19 protein-coding genes are annotated in these 20,001 nt (G+C 64.4%); 16 read left to right on the forward strand and 3 right to left on the reverse strand.

Annotation, left to right across the window (positions count from 1 at the left end):
* Nucleotides 1–17: 17 nt before the first annotated feature.
* From B5525_RS43355 to B5525_RS43435, 16 genes are all read left to right on the forward strand, one after another.
* The gene (locus B5525_RS43355) at nt 18–2,915 is read left to right on the forward strand and encodes a flotillin family protein (protein WP_079572685.1); all 2,898 of its coding nucleotides are present in this window, start codon (nt 18–20) and stop codon (nt 2,913–2,915) included.
* Nucleotides 2,916–2,922: 7 nt separating this feature from the next.
* Nucleotides 2,923–3,360 carry an SRPBCC family protein gene (locus B5525_RS43360; protein ID WP_079572687.1) on the forward strand — a complete coding sequence of 146 codons (438 nt, stop codon included), beginning with the start codon at nt 2,923–2,925 and terminating at the stop codon, nt 3,358–3,360.
* 4 nt (nt 3,361–3,364) lie between these two features.
* Entirely contained in the window at nt 3,365–3,808 is a 444-nt protein-coding gene (locus B5525_RS43365; RefSeq protein ID WP_079572689.1) for an SRPBCC family protein, read from the forward strand.
* A 16-nt stretch (nt 3,809–3,824) separates the two neighbouring features.
* A complete protein-coding gene (locus B5525_RS43370; RefSeq protein WP_079574552.1) occupies nt 3,825–4,643 on the forward strand; it encodes an FAD binding domain-containing protein in 819 nt (272 codons plus the stop codon).
* Between the two features lie 16 nt (nt 4,644–4,659).
* A complete protein-coding gene (locus tag B5525_RS43375) occupies nt 4,660–5,139 on the forward strand; it encodes a (2Fe-2S)-binding protein (RefSeq protein WP_079572691.1) in 480 nt (159 codons plus the stop codon).
* 9 nt (nt 5,140–5,148) lie between these two features.
* A complete protein-coding gene (locus B5525_RS43380; RefSeq protein ID WP_079572693.1) occupies nt 5,149–6,738 on the forward strand; it encodes a xanthine dehydrogenase family protein molybdopterin-binding subunit in 1,590 nt (529 codons plus the stop codon).
* Nucleotides 6,739–6,740: 2 nt separating this feature from the next.
* Nucleotides 6,741–7,763, forward strand: a complete 1,023-nt coding sequence (locus B5525_RS43385) for a xanthine dehydrogenase family protein molybdopterin-binding subunit (protein ID WP_079572695.1) — start codon at nt 6,741–6,743, stop codon at nt 7,761–7,763.
* Nucleotides 7,763–8,644 (forward strand): AAA family ATPase, encoded by an 882-nt coding sequence (locus B5525_RS43390; protein ID WP_079572697.1) that lies wholly within the window; start codon nt 7,763–7,765, stop codon nt 8,642–8,644. The genes B5525_RS43385 and B5525_RS43390 overlap by 1 nt, the downstream gene beginning before the upstream one ends.
* On the forward strand, nt 8,641–9,759 hold the full coding sequence (locus tag B5525_RS43395) for a vWA domain-containing protein (RefSeq protein ID WP_079572699.1): 1,119 nt from the start codon (nt 8,641–8,643) through the stop codon (nt 9,757–9,759). Before B5525_RS43390 ends, B5525_RS43395 begins: the two co-directional genes overlap by 4 nt.
* Complete coding sequence (locus B5525_RS43400) at nt 9,756–10,643, forward strand: amidohydrolase family protein (RefSeq protein ID WP_079572701.1); 888 nt, start codon at nt 9,756–9,758, stop codon at nt 10,641–10,643. Before B5525_RS43395 ends, B5525_RS43400 begins: the two co-directional genes overlap by 4 nt.
* 43 nt (nt 10,644–10,686) lie before the next feature.
* On the forward strand, nt 10,687–11,535 hold the full coding sequence (locus B5525_RS43405; protein ID WP_079572703.1) for an MBL fold metallo-hydrolase: 849 nt from the start codon (nt 10,687–10,689) through the stop codon (nt 11,533–11,535).
* 21 nt (nt 11,536–11,556) lie between these two features.
* Nucleotides 11,557–13,128: an isochorismatase family protein gene (locus B5525_RS43410; RefSeq protein WP_079572705.1), complete on the forward strand. Its 1,572-nt coding sequence runs from the start codon at nt 11,557–11,559 to the stop codon at nt 13,126–13,128.
* A 34-nt stretch (nt 13,129–13,162) separates the two neighbouring features.
* Nucleotides 13,163–13,789, forward strand: a complete 627-nt coding sequence (locus B5525_RS43415) for an FMN-dependent NADH-azoreductase (RefSeq protein ID WP_079572707.1) — start codon at nt 13,163–13,165, stop codon at nt 13,787–13,789.
* A gap of 377 nt (nt 13,790–14,166) precedes the next feature.
* The gene (locus B5525_RS43425) at nt 14,167–14,814 is read left to right on the forward strand and encodes a CoA transferase subunit A (protein WP_079574553.1); all 648 of its coding nucleotides are present in this window, start codon (nt 14,167–14,169) and stop codon (nt 14,812–14,814) included.
* A 4-nt stretch (nt 14,815–14,818) separates the two neighbouring features.
* Nucleotides 14,819–15,469 (forward strand): 3-oxoacid CoA-transferase subunit B, encoded by a 651-nt coding sequence (locus B5525_RS43430; RefSeq protein ID WP_079572710.1) that lies wholly within the window; start codon nt 14,819–14,821, stop codon nt 15,467–15,469.
* 47 nt (nt 15,470–15,516) lie between these two features.
* Complete coding sequence (locus B5525_RS43435; RefSeq protein WP_079572712.1) at nt 15,517–15,975, forward strand: MaoC family dehydratase; 459 nt, start codon at nt 15,517–15,519, stop codon at nt 15,973–15,975.
* Nucleotides 15,976–16,208: 233 nt separating this feature from the next.
* On the opposite strand, the gene B5525_RS43440 is transcribed toward B5525_RS43435, so the two are convergent.
* From B5525_RS43440 to B5525_RS43450, 3 genes are all read right to left on the reverse strand, one after another.
* Nucleotides 16,209–16,730, reverse strand: a complete 522-nt coding sequence (locus B5525_RS43440) for a GNAT family N-acetyltransferase (RefSeq protein ID WP_079574555.1) — start codon at nt 16,728–16,730, stop codon at nt 16,209–16,211.
* 38 nt (nt 16,731–16,768) lie between these two features.
* Nucleotides 16,769–17,182: a hypothetical protein gene (locus tag B5525_RS43445; protein WP_079572714.1), complete on the reverse strand. Its 414-nt coding sequence runs from the start codon at nt 17,180–17,182 to the stop codon at nt 16,769–16,771.
* Between the two features lie 25 nt (nt 17,183–17,207).
* The coding region (locus B5525_RS43450) for an efflux RND transporter permease subunit (protein ID WP_079572716.1) at nt 17,208–20,001 on the reverse strand (2,794 nt) is incomplete at its 5' end.

Genomic DNA, 20,001 nt, shown 5'->3' on the forward strand with positions numbered 1-20,001 from the left:
TACGGGAGGTTGACACCATGTCGGGGATTCTTATTGGCGCATTGATCCTGTGGTTGATCGTCGCGTTGATCGTGATCGTCGTGGCGGTCTACGTCGTAAACTGGCTCTATCACCGGTCCTCAAAGGAAGTGTCGTTCGTGCGCACCGGCTTCCTCGGCGAGCGGGTGGTGATCAACGGCGGCGCCTTCGTGCTGCCCTTCATTCACGAGTTCACGCCCGTCAACATGAACGTGCTGCCGATGCCGATCATCCGGTCGAAGCAGGACGCCGTCATCACCCGCGATCGCATGCGCATCGACATCGAGGCCGATTTTTACGTCCGCGTACAGCAGACACGCGAAGCAGTCGCGATCGCCGCGGCGACCCTTGGCCGGCGGACGCTGGAGCCCGAGAAGCTGCATGCGCTGCTGGCCGGCAAGTTCGTTTCCGCGATGCGCTCGGTGGCCTCGGAAATGACCATGGAGCAGATGCACGAAAAGCGTGGCGACTATGTCGCGCGCGTCAAGGCCGCGGCCGCTGAGGCGTTGGCCCAAAACGGTCTCGAGCTGGAATCGGTGGCGATCACCGACCTCGACCAGACCGACCTCGAATTCTTCAACCCGTCGAACCGCTTCGACGCGGAAGGCCTGACCCAGCTGATGGAAGACATCGAGGCCAAGCGCAAACTGCGCAACGACATCGAACAGGATTCGATGATCAAGATCCGCACTCGCAATCTCGAAGCCGAACGGCAGGCGCTTGATATCGAGCGCGAGAGCGAGACCGCACGGCTGGATCAAGAGCGCGACATCGAGGTTCGGCGCGCCCTGCAGCGCACCGAGGTGGCGCGCGAACGCGCGTTGCGCGAGACTGAATCCGAACAGGCGCAGATTTCCGCGCGCCAGACCATCGAAAAGGCCCGCATCGCCAACGAGCAGGCCATCGCGGAGGCTCGCATCGCCTCCGAGCGCGAAACCCGGCAGAAGGAAATCGAACGAACCCAGGCGGTCGAAGCCAAGGAAATCCTGGCGCGCGAGGAGATCGAAAAGGCGCGCATTTCAAACCAGCGTTCGGTCGATACCGCCCGGATCGCCTCGGAACGCGAGGTGCGGCAGAAGGAAATCGAGCGCACCCGCACCGTCGAGGAAGCCGAGATCCAGGCCCGCGAATTCATCGAGAAGGCCCGCATCCAGCAGGACCGCGTCATCACCGATGCCCGCATCGCCAACGAGGAGGAAACCCGCCGGCGCGAGATTGAACGAACGCGGGCGGTTGACGAAGCCGAGATTTCCGCAAAGGAAGCGACCGAAAAGGCGCGCATCGCCCAGACCAGGGTGGTCAATGCCGAGCGGATCGCTTCGGACGAGCAGACCCGCTCCCTTGAGATCGAGCAGGTCCGCGCGATCCAGGAAGCCGAGATCGCAGCCCAGCAGGCGGTGGAGGCGGCGCGTATCGCCCGCGAACGCGCCCTCGCCTCCAGCCGCATCGCCGCCGAGCAGAGCACCCGCAAGCTGGAGATCGACCGCAATCAAACGCTCGAGGTCGCCGGCATCGCCGCGCGCGAAGCCACCGAAAGCACCCGCATCGCCCAGGAAGAACGGATCCGGGCGCTCGAAATCGCGCGCAACCGCGCGGTCGAGGAGGCCGACATCGCTTCCCGTGAAGCCATCGAGGCGGCGCGAATCGCCCAGGAAAAGGAGATCGCCCTGGCGCGCATCCTGAGCGAGCAGGAAACCAGGGAGAAGGATATCGAGCGCGCGGAATCGATCGAGTCCGCCGAACTGAAGCGGCGCGACGCCATCGAGCGCCAGCGCATTGGCGTCGAACTTGCGCTCGAGGCCGAGCGCATTGCCTCCGCCAGGACCCGCGAAGTGCTCAATATCGACCAGAAGCGGGCAGTCGAACTCGCCGACGAGGAGCGGGTCATCGCGCTGTCGGCGAAACGCTCCGAGCGCATCGACGCCGATCGCCAGGTCAGGCAGGCCGAGATCGTCGCCCGTCGCGACGTCGAAACCACCGAAGTGTCGCGGGAGCAGGCGCTGGAAGCAGCCCGGCTGGAGCGCCGGCGCGTGATCGAACAGCTCGAAATCGCGCGTGTCCAGGCCTTGCAGGAAGCCGAGATCGCCTCCAACGAGGAAGTCCAGCGCGCGCGCATCGCTTCGGACCGCGGCCTCGACGAGGCCCGCATCGGCCGCGAGCGCGATTTGCGCAAACTGGAGGTTAACCGCGAGAAGGATGTCGAGACAGCGCTGATGGAGAAGGCGATCGTCCTCTATCAGAAGTCGCTCGAACATTCCGCCGCGCAGGCGGAAGCCGAGAATGCCAAGGCGCGCGCGACCGAAGCCGCCGAGCGCGTCATCACCGTGCGCGACAGCGAGATCGCCAAGCGGCGCAAGACCATCGAAGTGCTCATCGCCGAGAAGGAAGCCGAGGAGAAGCGCATCGGCGCCGAGGCCGAACGGATACGGGCGGCGGTCGAGGCCGAGGGCCAGAAATTACTCAACGAGGCCGAGAACGTGCTCACCGACCAGGCCCGCTACTCGCTGTTCCGCCGCAAGCTGCTCGATCGGATCGAAGGCATCGTGCGCGAGAGCGTCAAGCCAATGGAGAAGATCGAGGGCATCCGCATTCTGCATGTCGACGGCCTGGCCGGCGGCAATGGCGGCAATGGCGGCAACGGGAGCGGACGCAGCGCGACCGACGAAGTGATCGACTCGGCCTTGCGCTACCGCGTCCAGGCGCCGCTGATCGATTCCATTCTCGCCGACATCGGCGTCGAAGGCGGCAGTCTCTCCAAGATGCCGGGGCTCATTCGCGAAGCGCGCGACATGCAGGGCATCCGCAAGGAGGCCGCTCCGAAGAAGGAGACCGAGGCCAAGCCGGCTGCTCCACCCCAGGGCGAAGGGCCGCCTGCGCGCCCGGGCAAGAAGAGCTGAGGTCGCCATGGCCCGGGTCTATGTATCGACCGTCGTCAACGTACGCCACGATCGGGTCTGGGCCCGGGTGCGCGACTTCAACGGCCTGCCCAACTGGCACCCGGCGATCGCCGAGAGCCGCATCGAGGGAGGCGAGCCCGCCGACAAGATCGGCTGCGTCCGCGATTTCACCTTGCGCAATGGCGACCGTATTCGCGAAAAGCTGCTCGGGCTTTCCGATTTCGACATGTTCTGCACCTATTCGATTCTGGAATCGCCGATGGGCGTCGAGAACTACGTCGCGACGCTGCGCCTGACGCCGGTCACCGACGGTGACAAGACCTTCCTGGAATGGTCGGCGGAATTCGACTGTGCGCCGGAGCGCGAGACCGAGCTGATCGGCTCGATCGGCGGTGGCGTGTTCCAGGGCGGCTTCGATGCGCTCAAGCGGGTGTTCGGAGGCTGATGCCGTGCCGCACATTGTCAAGAGCACGATCCTCGATGCGCCGACCGGCGCGGTCTGGAACGTGCTGCGCGATTTCAATGGCCATGACCGCTGGCATCCCGCGGTCGCGACCAGCGCGATCGAGCGCGCCCAGGTCGCGGACCGCATTGGCTGCGTGCGGCGGTTCACACTGCAGGACGGCTCCGAGCTGCGCGAGCAATTGCTGGCGCTGTCCGATCTCGAACAGAGTTTCAGCTATTGCCTGCTCGATACGCCAATTCCGATGTTCAACTATGTCGCGCATGTTCGCTTGCTGCCGGTTACCGATGGCGACCGGACCTTCTGGCATTGGGAGTCGCGCTTCAGCACGCGGCCCGCTGAAGCGGCGCAAATCACCGAAATGGTCGGCGAACAGATCTATCAGGCCGGGTTTGATGCGATCCGGCGCCATCTGCGGGGGACCGCATGACAGCGGAGGCGAAATCATGCCCGTCACGGTAAAGACCTTCGCAACCTGGGGCGAAGCGGCGGCCGCGCTGTCGTCGGAACGCGACGCGCGCTATCTCGGCGGCGGCACGCTGGTCATGCGCGCGCTCAACGAGGGCGATGTCTCGGTTGCGACGGTGGTACGGGCGACGGACCGGGCGCTGACGCATCTCGACGTCACGGGCTCCCGCATCACGCTCGGGGCCGGCGTCACCTTCGCGCGGATCCTCAGCGAGCGCGAACTCGGCTTCCTGCACCCTGTCGCCGGTTCGATCGGCGGTCCCGCCGTGCGCAACATGGGCACGGTCGGCGGCAATCTGTTCGCGCCAGCGCCGTTCGGCGATTTCACCGTTGCCCTGCTCGCGCTCGACGCCACCGTTGCGCTACAGGGCGGCTATGGCGCGCGGGACACGCCGATCGAGGAGTTCCTCGCCGGGCGCGGTCGGATGCCGGCCGGCCTCGTCCTGTCGGTCTCCTTCCAGCGCCCGTCCAGCGCGGAGGCGTTTCGCTATCGCAAGATCGCGCGCATCAAGCCGAAGGGCGGCTCCGTGGTGACGCTCGCCGCACATGTGGCGTCCAGCGGCGGCCGCGCCATCGGCGTCCGCATTGCGCTCGGCGCCATGGCGGCGACCGCCGTTCGGGCCAAGGGCGCCGAACGCGCTCTCGAAGGACGCGCGCTCGACGCGGCGAACATCGACGCCGCGGTCGCCGCGGTGACGGAAGGAACGTCGCCGAGCGACGACTCGCTCGCCAGTGCCTGGTACCGGCGCGAGGTCGTCGGCGTCCATCTGCGCCGCCTGCTCAACGGCCAGCCATAAGGAAAGCGGAATAACCATGGCCAAGACCGCCCTGCAATTTCGTCACAACGGCCGCGACGTCGCCGTCTTCGTCGATGGCGGCGTCAATCTGCTGACCACCTTGCGCGATCTGATCGGCGACATGACTCCGAAGTTCGGCTGCGGCCAGGGAGGATGCGGAGCCTGCACGGTGCTGATCGACGGCGATGCGCACCTTTCATGCCTGACGCTGGCCGAAAGCGTGCAAGGCCGCTCGGTGGAAACGCTTGATGGCCTCAAGGACGGGCCGAACCTGCACCCCCTGCAGCGTGCCTTCATGGAGCATTTCGCGGCGCAGTGCGGCTATTGCACGCCGGGCATGCTGATGGCGGCAAAAGCCCTGCTCGACCGCAACCCGCAGCCTTCGCGCGACGAGGTCGTCAACGCGATCTCGGGCAATATCTGCCGCTGCACCGGATATGAACCCATCATCAACGCCGTGCTCGCCGCCGCCTCGGGCGGCCGCGCGCACGCCTAGAGGACCGCCATGCTGGAATTGCGCAAGGATATTTTCGCCGACGAGCGCGACGACAATCTCAAGGAGATTGGCAAGGGCACCCAGCGCCAGGACATGCTCGGCCATGTCACCGGCACATCCACCTATTTCAACGACCACCAATTGCAGGGCATGCTGCATCTGAAGGTGCTGCGCAGCCCGCACGCGCACGCCCGCATCCGCCGCATCGATACCGCCGAGGCCGAGCGCTCCCCCGGGGTACGCCGCATCATTCGCGGCGCCGACGTGCCGCGTAACCTCAACACGCTGCTCAGCCTGATCAATTTCGGCAAGGACGACGAGCCGACGCTGGCGTTCGACAAGGTGCGCTACAAGGGCGAGCCGGTGCTAGCCATCGTCGCCGACAGCCCCCGTGAGGCGTTCGAAGCCGTCGCCAAGGTCCACGTGGATTACGAGCCGCTGCCCGCGGTTTTCGACGTGGAAGAAGCGCTGAAAGCCGGCGCGCCGGTCGTCAACGAAACCTATCCGAAGAACACGTTCACCTATCACGACATCTATGATCACCAGAAGTTGCGCTTCGGCGATGTCGAGCGTGCCTTCGCCAGCGCCGACCATGTGATCGAGCAGCGCTATCAGATGTCGCCGATCGAGCACGCGCCGACCGAGACCAACGGCTCGATCGCGGCACCCGACACCAATGGACGCTACGTCGTCTACACCTCGACGCAGGCGCTGTTCTTCTCGCTCGACACCTGCGCCAAGATACTCGACGTGCCCTCCAACACCTTTCATTTCATCGGGGGCACCGTGGGCGGCGGCTTCGGCGGCAAGGTCGATACCCTGACCGAGCCGCTTGCGATCCTTGGCGCGATGCTGACCGGGCGTCCGGTACGTTACATTTTCGGCCGCGAGGAGGAGATGCAATACGGTCCGCCGCGCGGCGCGGAACGCATCTACCTGAAGGACGGCGTCATGCGTGACGGCCGCATCGTTGCGCGCAAGGTGCGCGCCTATTTCGACAGCGGCGCCTACACGCGGTTGTCGAGCTACGCCGTCGTGAAGTGCGTGGCGCATTTGCCCGGGCCCTATACGATCCCGAACGTCTACGGCGACGTCTATTGCGTCTTCACCAACCGCACGCCGGCAACCGCGATGCGTGGCTTCGGCGTCACTGCGATGGATTTCGCGATCGAATGCCAGATGGACAAGCTCGCTCATCTCGTCGGCATGGACCCGATGGAATTCCGTCTCCTCAACGCCTATCGCGACGGCGACATGAAGGCGCACCGGCGCGAGGCCAAGAACACCGCGCTGATCGAATGCGTGCAGGTCGCCGCCGAAAAGGCGAAATGGCCGCTGCGCGAGGAGTTCAAGCGGATGTCCTCGCGGAAGGACGGCGGCGGCGCCCGCGCGGCGATTCCCGCGACCACGAAGGATGCGGCGCCCGCGCGCGCTGCCACGCAGCAGCGCACGTCCTATGACCGGCTGCCGCAGCCGGCCGCTCACGCCCAGCCGCCGCAGCCGACGCCGCCTGCCCCGGTCGCGCCGGCGCCCGCGCCGCAGCAGCCCTCGCACGGCGCGATACGCTTTTCTTCCGTGTTCGGCTCGAGGAGGCGCTGACCATGACCAGGCATCGCGGACGCGGCATTGCGTCGATCAATTATCCCATCGGGATGAACCTCGGCGGCGATCCGAGCCAGGCGCTGGTGCATTCCAATCCGAGCGGCAAGTTCACGGTGTCGCTGTCCTCGATCGATCTCGGCCAGGGCATGAAGTCAGTGACCCGGCAGATCTGCGCCGAGACGCTCGGCGTGCCGGTCGAGGATGTCTATGTCGACACCGCCGATTCCGACACCGGCCCGCACTGCATGGGCAGCTTCGCCTCGCGCGGCACCCATCGCGTTGGCAACGCAGTGATGGCCGCCGCCCGAGAAGCACGTGGCGTGATGATGGAGGCCGCCGCCGAGGAGCTCGAGGTCAATGCCGCCGATCTCGAAACCGACGGTCGCGGCAACATTCACGTCAAGGGCGCGCCGCATCGCTCGATCTCGACTAAGGATGTCGCGATCGCCGCGCAATTCAGGCAAGGCAAGACCATCTCCGGGCGCGGCATCTTCCTGGTGCCGCTGTCCGCCGTCGATCCCGAGACCGGCGAGATGTCGCCGGCGACCTGCTACGCGCACGCCTGCATGGTCGCCGAGGTCGAAGTCGACGATGAAACCGGCGAAGTGACGATGGTGCGCATGGACAGCGCCTACGAACTCGGCCGCGCGCTCAATCCGCGTCTGGTCGAACAGCAGCTCGTCGGCGGGGCCTGGATGGGCGTCAGTCACACGCTGTTTGAGACCACGGAGCCGTATTATCCCGACCCTGGCCACGGGCCGCGCGATTTTGTCGAATATCTGATGCCGGGCCCCGGCGATATCTGCCCGCATGACATCGCGGTGCTGGAGCGTCCGGCGGCGGATGGTCCGTTCGGCGCCAAGGGCCCGGGCGAAATGTGCGCCAATCCCGTGATGCCGGCGGTCGCCAACGCGATTTTCAACGCGGTCGGCGTGCGCATCGACGAATTGCCGATCACGCCGGAAAAAGTGCTGCGCGCGATCAAGGCGCAAGGCGGCGCGCGGCCGCAGGCGCGCCGCTGATGGCAGTTCGCGGCAGCATCGGCGGTATCGACAGTCCGGATGCGCTGGAGAGAGCGCTGCGCGCGGCCTATTACCTGGCAGACGACGGCATCGCGACGGCGGCCTATCTGGCGCTCGCTTTGGGCAAGCCGTTGCTGCTCGAAGGCGCACCCGGCGTCGGCAAGACCGAGGCGGCCAAGGCGATCGCGGCGGTGCTCGGCCGTCGGCTCATTCGTCTGCAATGCTACGAGGGTATCGATGCATCGGCGGCGCTCTACGAGTGGAACTACCCGCGGCAGATGCTGGCGATCCGCCAGGCCGGCGAGCAGACCATCGACATTTACGGCGAGAGTTTTCTGATCGAGCGTCCGATGCTGGCGACGCTGCGCGCGCCGGATTCAACGGTGCTTCTGATCGACGAGATCGATCGTTCGGATCAGGAGTTCGAGGCTTTCCTGCTCGAATTTCTTTCCGATTTCCAGATTTCGATTCCCGAGCGCGGCACCGTCCGGGCGGCCGAGCGGCCGGTGGTGGTGCTCACTTCCAACCGAACCCGCGATCTGCACGAAGCGCTGCGCCGGCGCTGCGTCTATCACTGGATCGATTACCCGACGGCGGAGCGCGAGGCGAGGATCGTCATGATGCGTGCCTCCAGCGTCGCCGAAGCGACCGCACGCGCGGTCGTCACCGCGGTCGGCAAGCTTCGGCGCGAGCCGCTGAGCAAGGCGCCCGGCATCGCCGAGGCCGTCGATTGGGCGGAGGCGGCGACGCTGCTCAACAAGCAGGGCGCGCGCTGGCCGGACGCCTTCAAGCGTTCGATCGGCGTCGCGCTGAAGGACGAGGAGGATCTCGCCTTCATCTCGCCCCGGCTGGACGCGCTGATCGCGGAGGCCGCGGCGTGAAGGACGAGCCTAAGCTGCCCCGCGCCGCGCGCGCCTTCGTTTCGTTCGTGGCCCTGTTGCGCGCCAACGACTTTGCCATCGCGCCGGAGCAGACCGCCGCGTTCCTGGAAGCGATTACGCTGCTCGGTCCGCGCGCGCCGGAGGATATCCGGCAGGCGGGGCTCGCGACCTTGGCGCCGCCGCCCGAGCGGCGCGCGGTCTACGACATGCTGTTCCAGATCCACTTCCTCGGCGGCGAAGAGGTTCGCGGCCCCGAGGGTGCGGACGACGAGGAGGTTCGGTTGCAGGATGAGGGACACGGCGACGAGGAGCCGCCGCTCGCCGATGAAGCCAATGAGTCCGGCGCGATGGCGGTGCGCGCCGAAGCCCTGGTCGAACGCCGGTTCGGCCAGGGCGTGCAGAACGATGCGCTGCGCCGCCTCGCCCGCGAAGCCCCGACCCGCCTGCCGCGCCGGCGTGGGCATCGACGCATGCGCGCACGGCGAGGACCCTGGGCGGATCTGCGGCGAACGCTGCGCGAATCCGTACGCAACGACGGCGAGGTGATGCGGCTCGGGCGGCTGAAGCGGCGTGCCCGGTCGCGCAAGATGCTGCTCTTGATCGACGTCTCCGGCTCGATGAAGGCGCGCTCGGAGGACAATCTCCGCCTCGCGCATACGCTGGTGCACGCGGCGCGGAGTATCGAAGTATTCACCTTCGGCACGCGCCTGACGCGGGTGACGCGGGCGTTGCGGCTGAAGCGGCGCGAACAGGCGCTCGCGGCCGCCGCGCATCTGGTCAGCGACTGGGACGGCGGAACGCGGATCGGCGATGCGTTGCAGGCGTTTCTCGCCGTACCGCGGTTCGGCGGCTATGCCCGGGGTGCGGCGGTCGTCGTCCTGTCCGACGGGCTGGAGCGCGGCGATCTCTCAGCCTTGCGCGACGCGGTCGCCAGGCTTGCGCGGCGCGCCTGGCGCCTGAGCTGGCTGACGCCGCTCGCCGCCGGTCCGGGCTTCGTGCCGCAGACCGAGGCGCTGATCGCCATTCGCCGGTTCGTCGACGACATGGCCGATGGCGGATCGAGCGCCGCGGTGGTTGCGCATGTCCTTTCGCTTCGGCAACGGAGAGCCGCGTGACCGGTATCGTCGACGCGCATCATCACATCTGGCGTCAGGCCGACCTTCCCTGGCTCATCGGGCCGATGCAGCCGCGGATCTTTGGTCCCTATGAGCCGATCCGTCGCGACTATTCGATCCGCGAATACCTCGACGACCTCGCCGGCAATGGCGTCATCAGGTCGGTCTATGTGCAGACCAACTGGGCGAAGGAGCGGTTCGAGGACGAGACGGCCTGGGTCCAGCGCATCTCGGAGGAAACCGGCTGGCCGCACGCGATCGTCGCCTACGCGGATTTCGGCGCGGACGACGTGCGGCCGCAGCTCGACCGGCTCAGGCGCTACAGACTGGTGCGAGGCGCGCGGATGCAGCTGCACTGGCACGAGAAGGAGCTCTATCGCTTCGCGGCGCGCGCCGATCTGTGCGCGGACCCGACGATCCGCCGCAACATCGCAACGCTGGCCGACTATGGCTGGAGCTTCGACCTGCAGGTATTTACTTCGCAGATGCCCGACGCAGCCCACCTTGCGGAAGCCTGTCCGAAGGTCACGTTCGTGCTGCAGCACGCCGGAATGCTGGAGGACCTATCCCCTGCCGGCCGCTCGGCCTGGCGCGCCGGCATGGTACGGCTGGCGGCATGCCCGAATGTCGTCTGCAAGCTCTCGGGACTGGGCACCTTCATTCACCGCAACGACCCCGCGCATATCGCGGCCATCGTTGCCGAGAGCGTGGCGGTCTTCGGACCCGACCGCTGCCTGTTCGGTTCGAATTTTCCGATCGAGAAGCTGTGGACCAACTATCGCGATCTGGTCCAGGCCTTTCTCGACGCCACGCAATCAAACCCGCGCCATCGCGACGCGATCCTGCGCGATACGGCCATGCGGATCTATCGGCTCGCGCCTTAGTCCTGCGCGGGAAAAAACAGACAAAGGAAAACGGGAGGCAAACATGGCGCTGGAAATCAAGATTCTCGATTATGGAGACATCGAACTCGAATCGAGTTTTCTGGTGCTCGGTCGCGACTGCGGGCGCACGCGCCGGGTGCTGACACTGGGCTTTCTCATCGTCGGAGGCCCCTACCCGATCGTCGTCGACACCGGCTACCGCTCCAACCAGATCATGGAAACGCTCGGCATGCGCGGCCTGCAGTTCCACGAGAACATGATCGAGAACCAGCTCGCGCGTCACGGCGTGCGCATAGGGGACGTCCGCTTCGTTTGCCACACCCATCTGCACATCGACCACGCCGGTAAGGACGATTTGTTTCCAATGAACACGACCGTGGTCGTCAACCGCAAGGAACTGGAATATTCCGTCTCCGGCCTGATGCATCCGCAATATCCGGCGCCGGACATCAAGCATCTGATCGACCGCCTGCACACCAAGAGCGCGCTGCGTTTCCTCGATCTCGAAATCACCGGCCCGGTCGAGCTGATGCCCGGCGTCTATTGCGAGGCCGCCAACGCCCACACCGAAGGTTCGATGAACCTGCACGTTCACACCGCCGAGGGTATCGCGACGATCTGCGGCGACGTGCTCTACGACATCAACGATCAACTGGTCGATCCCTTCCGCGAGATCCACGACGCCGAACCGCGCACCACCGGCAATCACGGCACCTCGAAGCGTGCGGAAAAGGCGGCCATCAAGAAGCTCGTCAACAGCTCGCGCTTTCTGCTGCCGGTGCATGACCGGCCGTGCAAGATCGAGGGCGGCAATGTCGTTGGGCGGCTGCAGGACCAGGTACCGGGCCCGATCGTCCAGTCGCTGCCCAAACGCAACTGGTTCCCGGCCTGAAGCAGAGCGAAGGGATCGCCCATGACCCACGCCACGTTGCGTTCCGAATTCGAAGATCTGATCGATCCCTACGCGCCTGTCGGGCAACTCGGCAGCGGCTTCACCTTTACCGAGGGGCCGATCTGGCATCCGGCCGGTCATTATCTGCTGTTTTCCGACATGCCCGCTGACGTGCGGCGCCGCTGGGACGCCGCGCGCGGTGTCATCGAGGTCAAGCGCCCTTCGAACAAATGCAACGGCATGACCTATGATGCCGAGCTGAACCTGATCGTCTGCGAGCACGCGACGTCCTCGCTGATCCGCGAGCGGCCCGACGGCCGCCGCGAGGTAATCGCCTCGCATTTCGAGAAACAGGAGCTCAACAGCCCAAATGACGTCTGCGTGCATTCGAGCGGCACGATCTATTTCTCCGATCCCTGGTACGGTCGCATGCCGGTCTACGGCGTCGAGCGGCCGCGCCAGCTCGGCTTCCAGGGCGTCTATCGCGTCCCTCCCGGCGGCGCGCCGCAACTGGTGGTCGACCGCTATTTGTTCGAGCAGCCGAACGGGCTCTGCTTCTCGCCGGACGAAAAACGGCTCTATGTCAACGATACCGTGCAGGCGCTGATCCGCGCCTTCGACGTCGCCCCCGACGGTTCGCTCGCCAACGCCCGCGTGTTCGCCAGCGGCATCCGCTCGGAACTCGAGCCCGGCGTGCCCGACGGCATGAAGTGCGATCAGCGCGGCAATATCTGGGTGACCGCGCCGGGCGGCGTGTGGGTCTACGCAGCGAACGGCGATCTCCTGGGCAAGGTTCGCGTGCCCGAACTCGTCGCCAATCTCACCTGGGGTGGCACCGACTTCCGCACGTTGTTCATGACCGCGACGCACTCGGTTTACACCGTTACGACCAAGGTTGGGCCGCGCAGCGAGCCTTACATGACCTCCGCGGGAGGCGCAGCCAGCGCGACGCCGTCTTCCGCGCCCGCACCCATTCTCAGGGCTGACGGCCTTGAGCTCGATCCGAAGCGCTGCGCGCTGATTATCCAGGATCTGCAGAACGACGTCATCATGGAGGGCGGCGCCTTCGCGGACTCGGGCGCGCCGGCCCATGCCCGCGCCCAGCACGTCGTCGACAATGTGCGTCGGCTCGCCGACGCGGCGCGCGCGCGCGGCGTCGTCGTGATCCATGTCTGGTTCATTGTCGAACCGGGCGCGCCCGGCCTGACGCTGAACGCACCGCTGTTCGAGGGCCTCGCCGATTCCAAGGCACTTGTGCGCGGCTCCTGGGGCGCCGCGCCCGTGGCAGGGCTCGAGCCGCGTCCGGGTGACTTCATCGTCGAGAAAATGCGCATGAGCGCGTGGGAAGGCAGCCGGCTGGAGACGATTCTGAAAGCCACCGGCCGCGACATGCTGATCGATACCGGCGCCTGGACCAACATGTCGATCGAACACACCGCGCGCACCGGAGCCGACAAGGGCTATTTCATGATCGTGCCCGAGGATTGCTGTTCGACCATGAACGCCGAGTGGCACCATGCGTCGATCAATTTCGCGATGCAGAACGTCGCCATCGTCACCAGTGCGGACGCGGTGATCAAGGCAATAGGTTGAGCGTCGGGAGCGGCGTCGAGAAAGGCTGGGAGCCGTGCCAAAACTGTTCCACCTGCGCTGTTCGCCGCGTCCGGCCTCCGAATCTTCGGCCGGCGCCGACATATTCGTGACCCGATTTCAGCAGGTGCGGCCGGACTGGGACATCGACGTGATGGACATCTGGCGCGAAACCCTGCCCGAATTCGAGGGCGATACGCTGGACGCCAAATACGCGCGCCTGAGCGGGCGCGAATTCAGCGGCGCCGAGCGCGACGCGTTCGCCGTCCTCGAGCGGATGGCGATGCGGTTCGCGCTCGCGGACCGCGTCCTGATTTCCACGCCGATGTGGAATTTCGCCATTCCCTACAAGCTGAAGCAATGGTTCGATCTGATCGTGCAGCCGGGGCTCACTTTCCGCTTCGATCCGGCCCAGGGCTATCTTCCGCTCCTGAAAAACAGACCCACGGTCGTGATCCTGGCCAGCGGCAGCGATTTTGTCACCGGCATGAATCGAGGGCGCATCGACATGGCGAGCCCCTATTTGCGCGAGGCCTTGCGCTTCATCGGCGTCAGCGACGTTCGCTTCGCACTGATTGGGCCGACGGCCGGCCCCGCCGGGCCCGCGAGGCTCGCCCGTGATGCGGCGCACCGTCATCTGGTCGAGTTGGCGTCAAGCTTCTGACGGTGGGGTTGGGGTGTCGGGCCCTGATGGCCACCGCGCCGGACAATCAAGCAGGCCGGTCCGGCGTACCGAGGCCATCGGTACCACGCCAGAAACGCCCCGCTCCCTAAGAGCCCGCAGCTTCTGCCGGTTCGTAACGCCGTCAACGCGGCCGTCGAACATCGTCATGCGCAGGTACGCGAGCTGTGGGAGGCCGTGCTCGACGGTATCGGCGTGCGCCGCGATCAGCCTGATGCGGAGCGGGCATAGCTGCAGCGCGGTCACTCCCAACAACGCGACCTCTCGCACATCACATTGTTGTTTGATGCAAATCAACGCGCCGCTTCCGCATTGGTGTTCGAATGTTTTTCCGCTTCCAGCCTGACGGAGAGTGGATCATGAAGGTCGTTTCCCTAGAAGAAGCAGTCGGCGTGATCCCCGATGGCGCCAGCGTCATGATCGGCGGATTTATGGCGGTCGGGACACCGGAGCGTCTGCTCGACGAATTGGTCCGACAACACAAATCCAATCTTTACGTCATCGCCAACGACGCCGCGCTGCCAGGAAAGGGAATCGGCAAGCTGGTCGACGCGGGGCTGGTTACCCGCATGATCGCCAGCCACATCGGTCTCAATCCCAAGGCGCAGCAGCTGATGATGGCGCAGAAGATGGCCATCGATCTGGTGCCGCAGGGAACGCTCGTCGAGCGGATCCGCGCCGGCGGCTGCGGACTGGGCGGTATTCTGACGCCGACCGGCGTCGGCACCACCGTCGAACAGGGCAAGCAGAGGATCGAAGTCGGCGGAAAAACCTATCTGTTGGAGACGGCCCTGCGTGCCGACTTCGCTTTGGTCCATTCGTTCCTGGCCGACTATCTTGGCAATCTTCAATATGCGCTGACGGCCCGCAACTTCAATCCGGTGATGGCAATGGCGGCAGATACCGTCATCGTCACCGCGGAGAACATCGTGCCTGTCGGGGTCATTGCGCCGGACCATGTCGTGACTCCCGGCCCGCTCGTGGATTACCTCATCGCCAACGGGTGAAAAAATGGACGCACAAACAATTATCGCCCGCCGCGTCGCGCTCGAACTCCGCTCGGGAATGCTCGTCAATCTCGGCATCGGCATTCCGACGCTGATCGCGAACTATGTTCCGGCCGACCTCAAGGTGTTCTTCCAGTCCGAAAATGGATTGATCGGCACCGGTCCTATTCCTGAACAGGGCATGGAGCATCCGCTACTGACCGATGCCGGCGGGCGCCCGATCAGCGCGCTTCCCGGCGCATGCTGCTTCGATAGCGCCATGTCGTTCGGCCTGATCCGCGGCGGCCATGTCGATATGACCGTGCTGGGCGGGCTTCAGGTCGATAGCGGAGGCCAACTCGCCAACTGGACAATCCCGGGCAAGATGGTCCCGGGGATGGGCGGAGCGATGGATCTCGTGACCGGCGCCAAGCGCGTGATCGTCGCCATGCAGCACGCCGCCAAGGGAAAGTCGAAGATCGTCAAGAAGTGCAATCTGCCGCTGACATCAGTCAGGGCGATCGACCTTGTCGTGACCGATATGGCGGTGATCGCGTTTCCTGAAGGACGCGCGACCCTGATGGAGACCGCGCCGGGCGTCAGCGTCGCAGACGTCGTCGCCAATACCGAGGCTGAGCTTGCCGTCCCGACCAAGGTGCCGGAAATGGCGATCTGACCCGACATCCCGGCTCGCACACGAGTCAACCTCGAGGGTAGCACAAGATGCGAGTGTTCAACGATTTCAGTGAACTCAAATCCGCAGTCGGTACCGAGGTCGGCGTCAGCGACTGGATCGAAATCACCCAGGACCGCATCAATCAGTTCGCCGAGGCGACCGGCGACGAACAATGGATCCACGTCGACACCGAGCGCGCCGCGCGCGAGTCGCCCGGCGGGACTACGATCGCGCACGGACTGCTCTCGCTCTCGCTGATCCCGGTGTTCATTCGGTCGATTATCGGCGTGAAGGGGCTGAAGAATACGCTGAATTATGGCGCCAACAGAATTCGCTATCTCACACCGGTCCCGGCAGGCTCGCGCCTGCGAGCGCGCGTTACCGTTATGGAGGCCGAGGATGTGCCACCTGACGCCCTCCGCGTCACGTACAAGGTCACCATCGAACTGGAGGGCGGCAAGCGCCCCGCCTGTGTTGCGGAGGTGATCGGACAGCACTATCGCTGAACAGCGCTGATTCGAGCGCTTCGACCGTTTTTCTCAGCCAACGATTTGCACTCAAGGGAGAGGCCGTCACAGGGGAAGTGGCGGCCTCCAGCTTTGGTGCTCTATGGGGGTCTCGAACACCAATACCAGCTCGGGGACGGCTGGGTCATCAAAACGTAGGACTCGATCGGTCGCTAGTATTGATCCAAATCAATCCGGCGCCGCTTCAAGCGATAAATCGCAGCCAGGCCGGCTTAGATCAACCGAAGCGTGACGTGCAAGCTCCCGGCGTCGCGTCTGGTGCTGACCGGCAGACCGCTTTTCCGGAAGACGTTCAACATCTGCCTGTTATCCGGCAGTACGTCCGCAATCAATTCCCGCAGGCCCGCCCGACGCGCGATCGCAACGAGATGGCGCGTGAGCGCCGTGCCGAGACCCTGACCCTGATATTTGTCGACCACAGCGAATGCGACCTCGGCCTGTCCCGGGCTCACAACAATAAAACGCCCGCCACCGACAATCGTCGGTTTGCCATCTTCCTCCACCACTGCGATCAGCGCAACGTGATTGACAAAATCCACATTGACGAAGAAGGCCGTCTCCTTCTCGCTGAACTCGCGTTTGACTGCAAAGAAGCGGCGGTAGAGCGAATCCGTCCCGATGCGGCCGACCGCCGCGATGAGATTATCCCGGTCTTCCGGTCGAAGGGCACGGATTTCGAACCGGCGCCCGTCTCGCATGGTCCCCACTTCTGAATATTGCGAAACTTTGGACATGGCCAGCGGCCCCGCCAACGCCGCTATCACGATCAGTGCTAGAGAGCACATCTCGTATATTTTAGCGACATCCCCGGGATATCCGGGAACAGCCTGTTCAGATTGTTGTCGTCGATGACCTTCAGGTTGAAACGAACGTTCTGGTTCATGATGCTCGTCGCGCAGGCCGCCCCTAAATCAAGATTATCGGCGTCCTGCTTTCTCGAGGTGATCGTGCATCGGGCGCTCTTTCCCCTGATCTTGTTCCCCTCAATGATGAAGCCTGAACCAAACAGGTCCGACAGCTCGGCGAACACGACCTGGTTGCCTTTCTTGCTGAATACGCGGCTGCACAGATCCGCTTCCGTTGCCCATGCGCCTGAAAGTTCGATAGCGCCGGCCCGGACCGGCAGCATCAGCGCCGCCCCGGACAGAACAGCGCCGAGGATTGCTAAACGAGGAAAGTCAAACATTGCATTCTCCCTGGAGAGGTGACGCCTATTCCGCGGCAATATGTTCGGGTGGCTTCGGTTGCGGTTTCGTTGCAGCAGGCTGCCGCTCGGTCGCGGGACGTGCGCCGGGCCGAAGCCGTTCGCGAATGGCCTGGAACATCACGTACAACGGCGGGATTGCGAAAATGCCGATGAAGGACGCCAGGATCATGCCGCCGAACACCGGGGTACCGACGCCACGCCGCGCCAGCTCTGAGGCACCTTGTGCCACCACCAGAGGATAGAGCCCCAGGATGAAGGCGAACGACGTCATCATCACCGGACGGAAGCGCAGGCGCGCGCCTTCGGCTGCGGCTTCCAGCAGAGGAATGCCGTGCTCGCGCTTTTCCTTGGCGAACTCGACGATCAGGATGCCGTTCTTGGCCGCAAGGCCGATCAGCACGACCATGCCGATCTGGCCATAGAGGTCGAGCGTCAGCCCGCTCAGGACGATGGCGCCAAACGATCCGAGAATGCCGATCGCGACCGATAGCAGGACCGGAACCGGAATCGTCCAACTCTCATAGAGTGCGACCAGGAACAGATAGGCGAACAGCACCGCAAAGCCGAGAATGATGGCGGTCTTGCCCTCGGCCCGCTTTTCCTGAAATGCCGTGTCGGTCCACTCGCCGGTATAGCCGGGCGGCAGCGTCTTTGCCGCAACCTGCTCAAATGCTTTCAACGCCTGACCGGACGATACGCCGGGAGCGGGACCGCCCTGGATGGTTGCAGCGCGGAGGTTGTTATATCGGATCAATGCCGGCGGACCGACGACAACGCGCGTCTCTGCAAGGCTTCGCAGCGGGATCATCTTCCCTTCAGCGTTGCGCACATTGATGCGATAGATGTCGTCGATGCCCGACCTGTCGGCGGCCTCGGCCTGGACCTGCACCTGCCAGGTCCGGCCGAACAGATTCAGGTTGTTGATGAAGTAGCCGCCGAGCGATGCCTGCAGCGCCTGGAATACATCCTTTAGCTGGACACCGAGGATCTGCACCTTGTCGCGATCGATATCGAGATAGATCGATGGATTGGTCGCCGAGAACGTTGAGAATACCCCGCGCAGTTGCGGATCCTGGTTGGCCGCCACGATCACGCCGCGCAGGACCTGGGCGAGTTCCTTGGGATCGCCGCCCCGCAAATCCTCGAGCACATAAGTGAAGCCGCCGCCTGTTCCCAAACCGACGATCGGTGGCGGTGCCAGCGGCACCACGGTGCCACCCTGGATCTGGCGGAATTCAGTTCGCAGCCTCGCGATCACCTCTCGAACGCCGAGCTCGGGGCTCTTGCGTTCCTCGAACGGCTTGAACGTCACGACCATAAAGCCGGCATTGGGCTGCGAAAAATTGTCGATGAAATTCAATCCAATAATGGAGGTGTATTCGGCAACGGCGGGATCTTCCTTCACCACGGCTTCGGCCTGGCGCATCACTTCGGACGTTCGTCCGACAGAGGCTCCGCCCGGCAACTGGACGACGACGAAGATCGCGCCCTGGTCATCCTCCGGCACAAACCCCGTCGGCGTTATCCTGGACAGGGCAACGGTCCCTGCCCCCGCCACCACGACCATCACCAGACCGATGATCGAGAAGCGCACCATCCGCGCAACGATGGCGCCATACCCGTCCCGCACCCAGTCGATCGAGCGCATCATCCAGCCGATGATGCCGCGCTTCGGTCCGTGGTGGGGCTTCAGCAGAACGGCGCAAAGGGCCGGAGAAAGCGTCAGCGCGTTGATGGCGGAAAGCAGCATCGAAACCGCGACCGTCACCGCGAACTGGCGGAACAGTTCGCCGGAAATGCCCGGGATGAACGCGATCGGCACGAAGACCGAGAGCAGCACCAGCGTAATCGCGATGATCGGCGCGGTGATTTCCGCCATGGCGCGTTTGCTCGCCTCGGCGGGCGACAATTCGGGATTCTCTTCCATCACCCGCTCGACATTCTCGACAACCACGATGGCGTCGTCGACGACGATGCCGATCGAAAGCACGATGGCGAGCAGCGAGACGGTGTTGGCGGAATAACCGACCGCCTTGAGCACAATGAACGTTCCGATCAGGCTCACGGGCACGGCAAGGGTCGGAATCAACGTTGCGCGGACATTGCCGAGGAACAGGAAGACCACCAGCACCACGAGAACAAAGGCTTCGAGCAGCGTCTTCTTCACTTCGTGCATGGTATCGGTCACGAAGATCGTCGGATCGTAGGTGATTTTCCAGGCCATATCCTCGGGAAAGCGCTTCTCGAACTCGGAAAGCTTCTTTCGCACCGCATTGACGGTGTCGATCGCGTTGCCGCCGGGCGACTGGTAGATCACCACCGCGGCCGCGTCCTGGCCGTTGAAACGCGTGTCGCGGTCGAGGTTGGCGGCGCCGAGTTCGAGCTTCGCCACGTCGCGCAATCGCAGTACCGAGCCATCCGGATTGGTCCGGATGACGATGTTGTCGAAATCCGCGACCGAGCTTAGCCGACCCTTGGTCTGGATGTTGAGCTGCAACTGCTGATCGTTAAAGATCGGCCGTGCTCCGATGCGCCCTACCGCCGCCTGCACGTTCTGCGACTGAATGGCATTGATAATGTCGCTGACGGTGAGATTGAGCCCGGTCAGGCGCTCGGTCCTGACCCAGGCGCGCATGGCATAGTCCTGGGCCGCGAACAGGAACGCATCGCCGACGCCGGGTGTGCTCTTGATCGAATCCAGAAGATTGATGGTGACGTAATTCGACAGGAATAGCGGATCGTGGGTCTTCTTCGGTGAATAGACGGTGACGAAGGCAAGGATCGCGGTCGATTTTTTC

Origin of the sequence: Bradyrhizobium erythrophlei (assembly GCF_900129505.1) — a bacterium.
GTDB lineage: Bacteria > Pseudomonadota > Alphaproteobacteria > Rhizobiales > Xanthobacteraceae > Bradyrhizobium > Bradyrhizobium erythrophlei_D.

Excerpts from the sequence above, each read along its gene's own strand:
- B5525_RS43380 (WP_079572693.1), top strand. The coding sequence starts at position 5,149 with ATGCTGGAATTGCGCAAGGATATTTTCGCCGACGAGCGCGACGACAAT.
- B5525_RS43440 (WP_079574555.1), bottom strand. The coding sequence starts at position 16,730 with ATGTCCAAAGTTTCGCAATATTCAGAAGTGGGGACCATGCGAGACGGG.
- B5525_RS43385 (WP_079572695.1), top strand. The coding sequence starts at position 6,741 with ATGACCAGGCATCGCGGACGCGGCATTGCGTCGATCAATTATCCCATC.
- B5525_RS43425 (WP_079574553.1), top strand. The coding sequence starts at position 14,167 with ATGAAGGTCGTTTCCCTAGAAGAAGCAGTCGGCGTGATCCCCGATGGC.
- B5525_RS43360 (WP_079572687.1), top strand. The coding sequence starts at position 2,923 with ATGGCCCGGGTCTATGTATCGACCGTCGTCAACGTACGCCACGATCGG.
- B5525_RS43410 (WP_079572705.1), top strand. The coding sequence starts at position 11,557 with ATGACCCACGCCACGTTGCGTTCCGAATTCGAAGATCTGATCGATCCC.
- B5525_RS43390 (WP_079572697.1), top strand. The coding sequence starts at position 7,763 with ATGGCAGTTCGCGGCAGCATCGGCGGTATCGACAGTCCGGATGCGCTG.
- B5525_RS43435 (WP_079572712.1), top strand. The coding sequence starts at position 15,517 with ATGCGAGTGTTCAACGATTTCAGTGAACTCAAATCCGCAGTCGGTACC.
- B5525_RS43405 (WP_079572703.1), top strand. The coding sequence starts at position 10,687 with ATGGCGCTGGAAATCAAGATTCTCGATTATGGAGACATCGAACTCGAA.
- B5525_RS43430 (WP_079572710.1), top strand. The coding sequence starts at position 14,819 with ATGGACGCACAAACAATTATCGCCCGCCGCGTCGCGCTCGAACTCCGC.
- B5525_RS43445 (WP_079572714.1), bottom strand. The coding sequence starts at position 17,182 with ATGTTTGACTTTCCTCGTTTAGCAATCCTCGGCGCTGTTCTGTCCGGG.
- B5525_RS43355 (WP_079572685.1), top strand. The coding sequence starts at position 18 with ATGTCGGGGATTCTTATTGGCGCATTGATCCTGTGGTTGATCGTCGCG.
- B5525_RS43370 (WP_079574552.1), top strand. The coding sequence starts at position 3,825 with ATGCCCGTCACGGTAAAGACCTTCGCAACCTGGGGCGAAGCGGCGGCC.
- B5525_RS43375 (WP_079572691.1), top strand. The coding sequence starts at position 4,660 with ATGGCCAAGACCGCCCTGCAATTTCGTCACAACGGCCGCGACGTCGCC.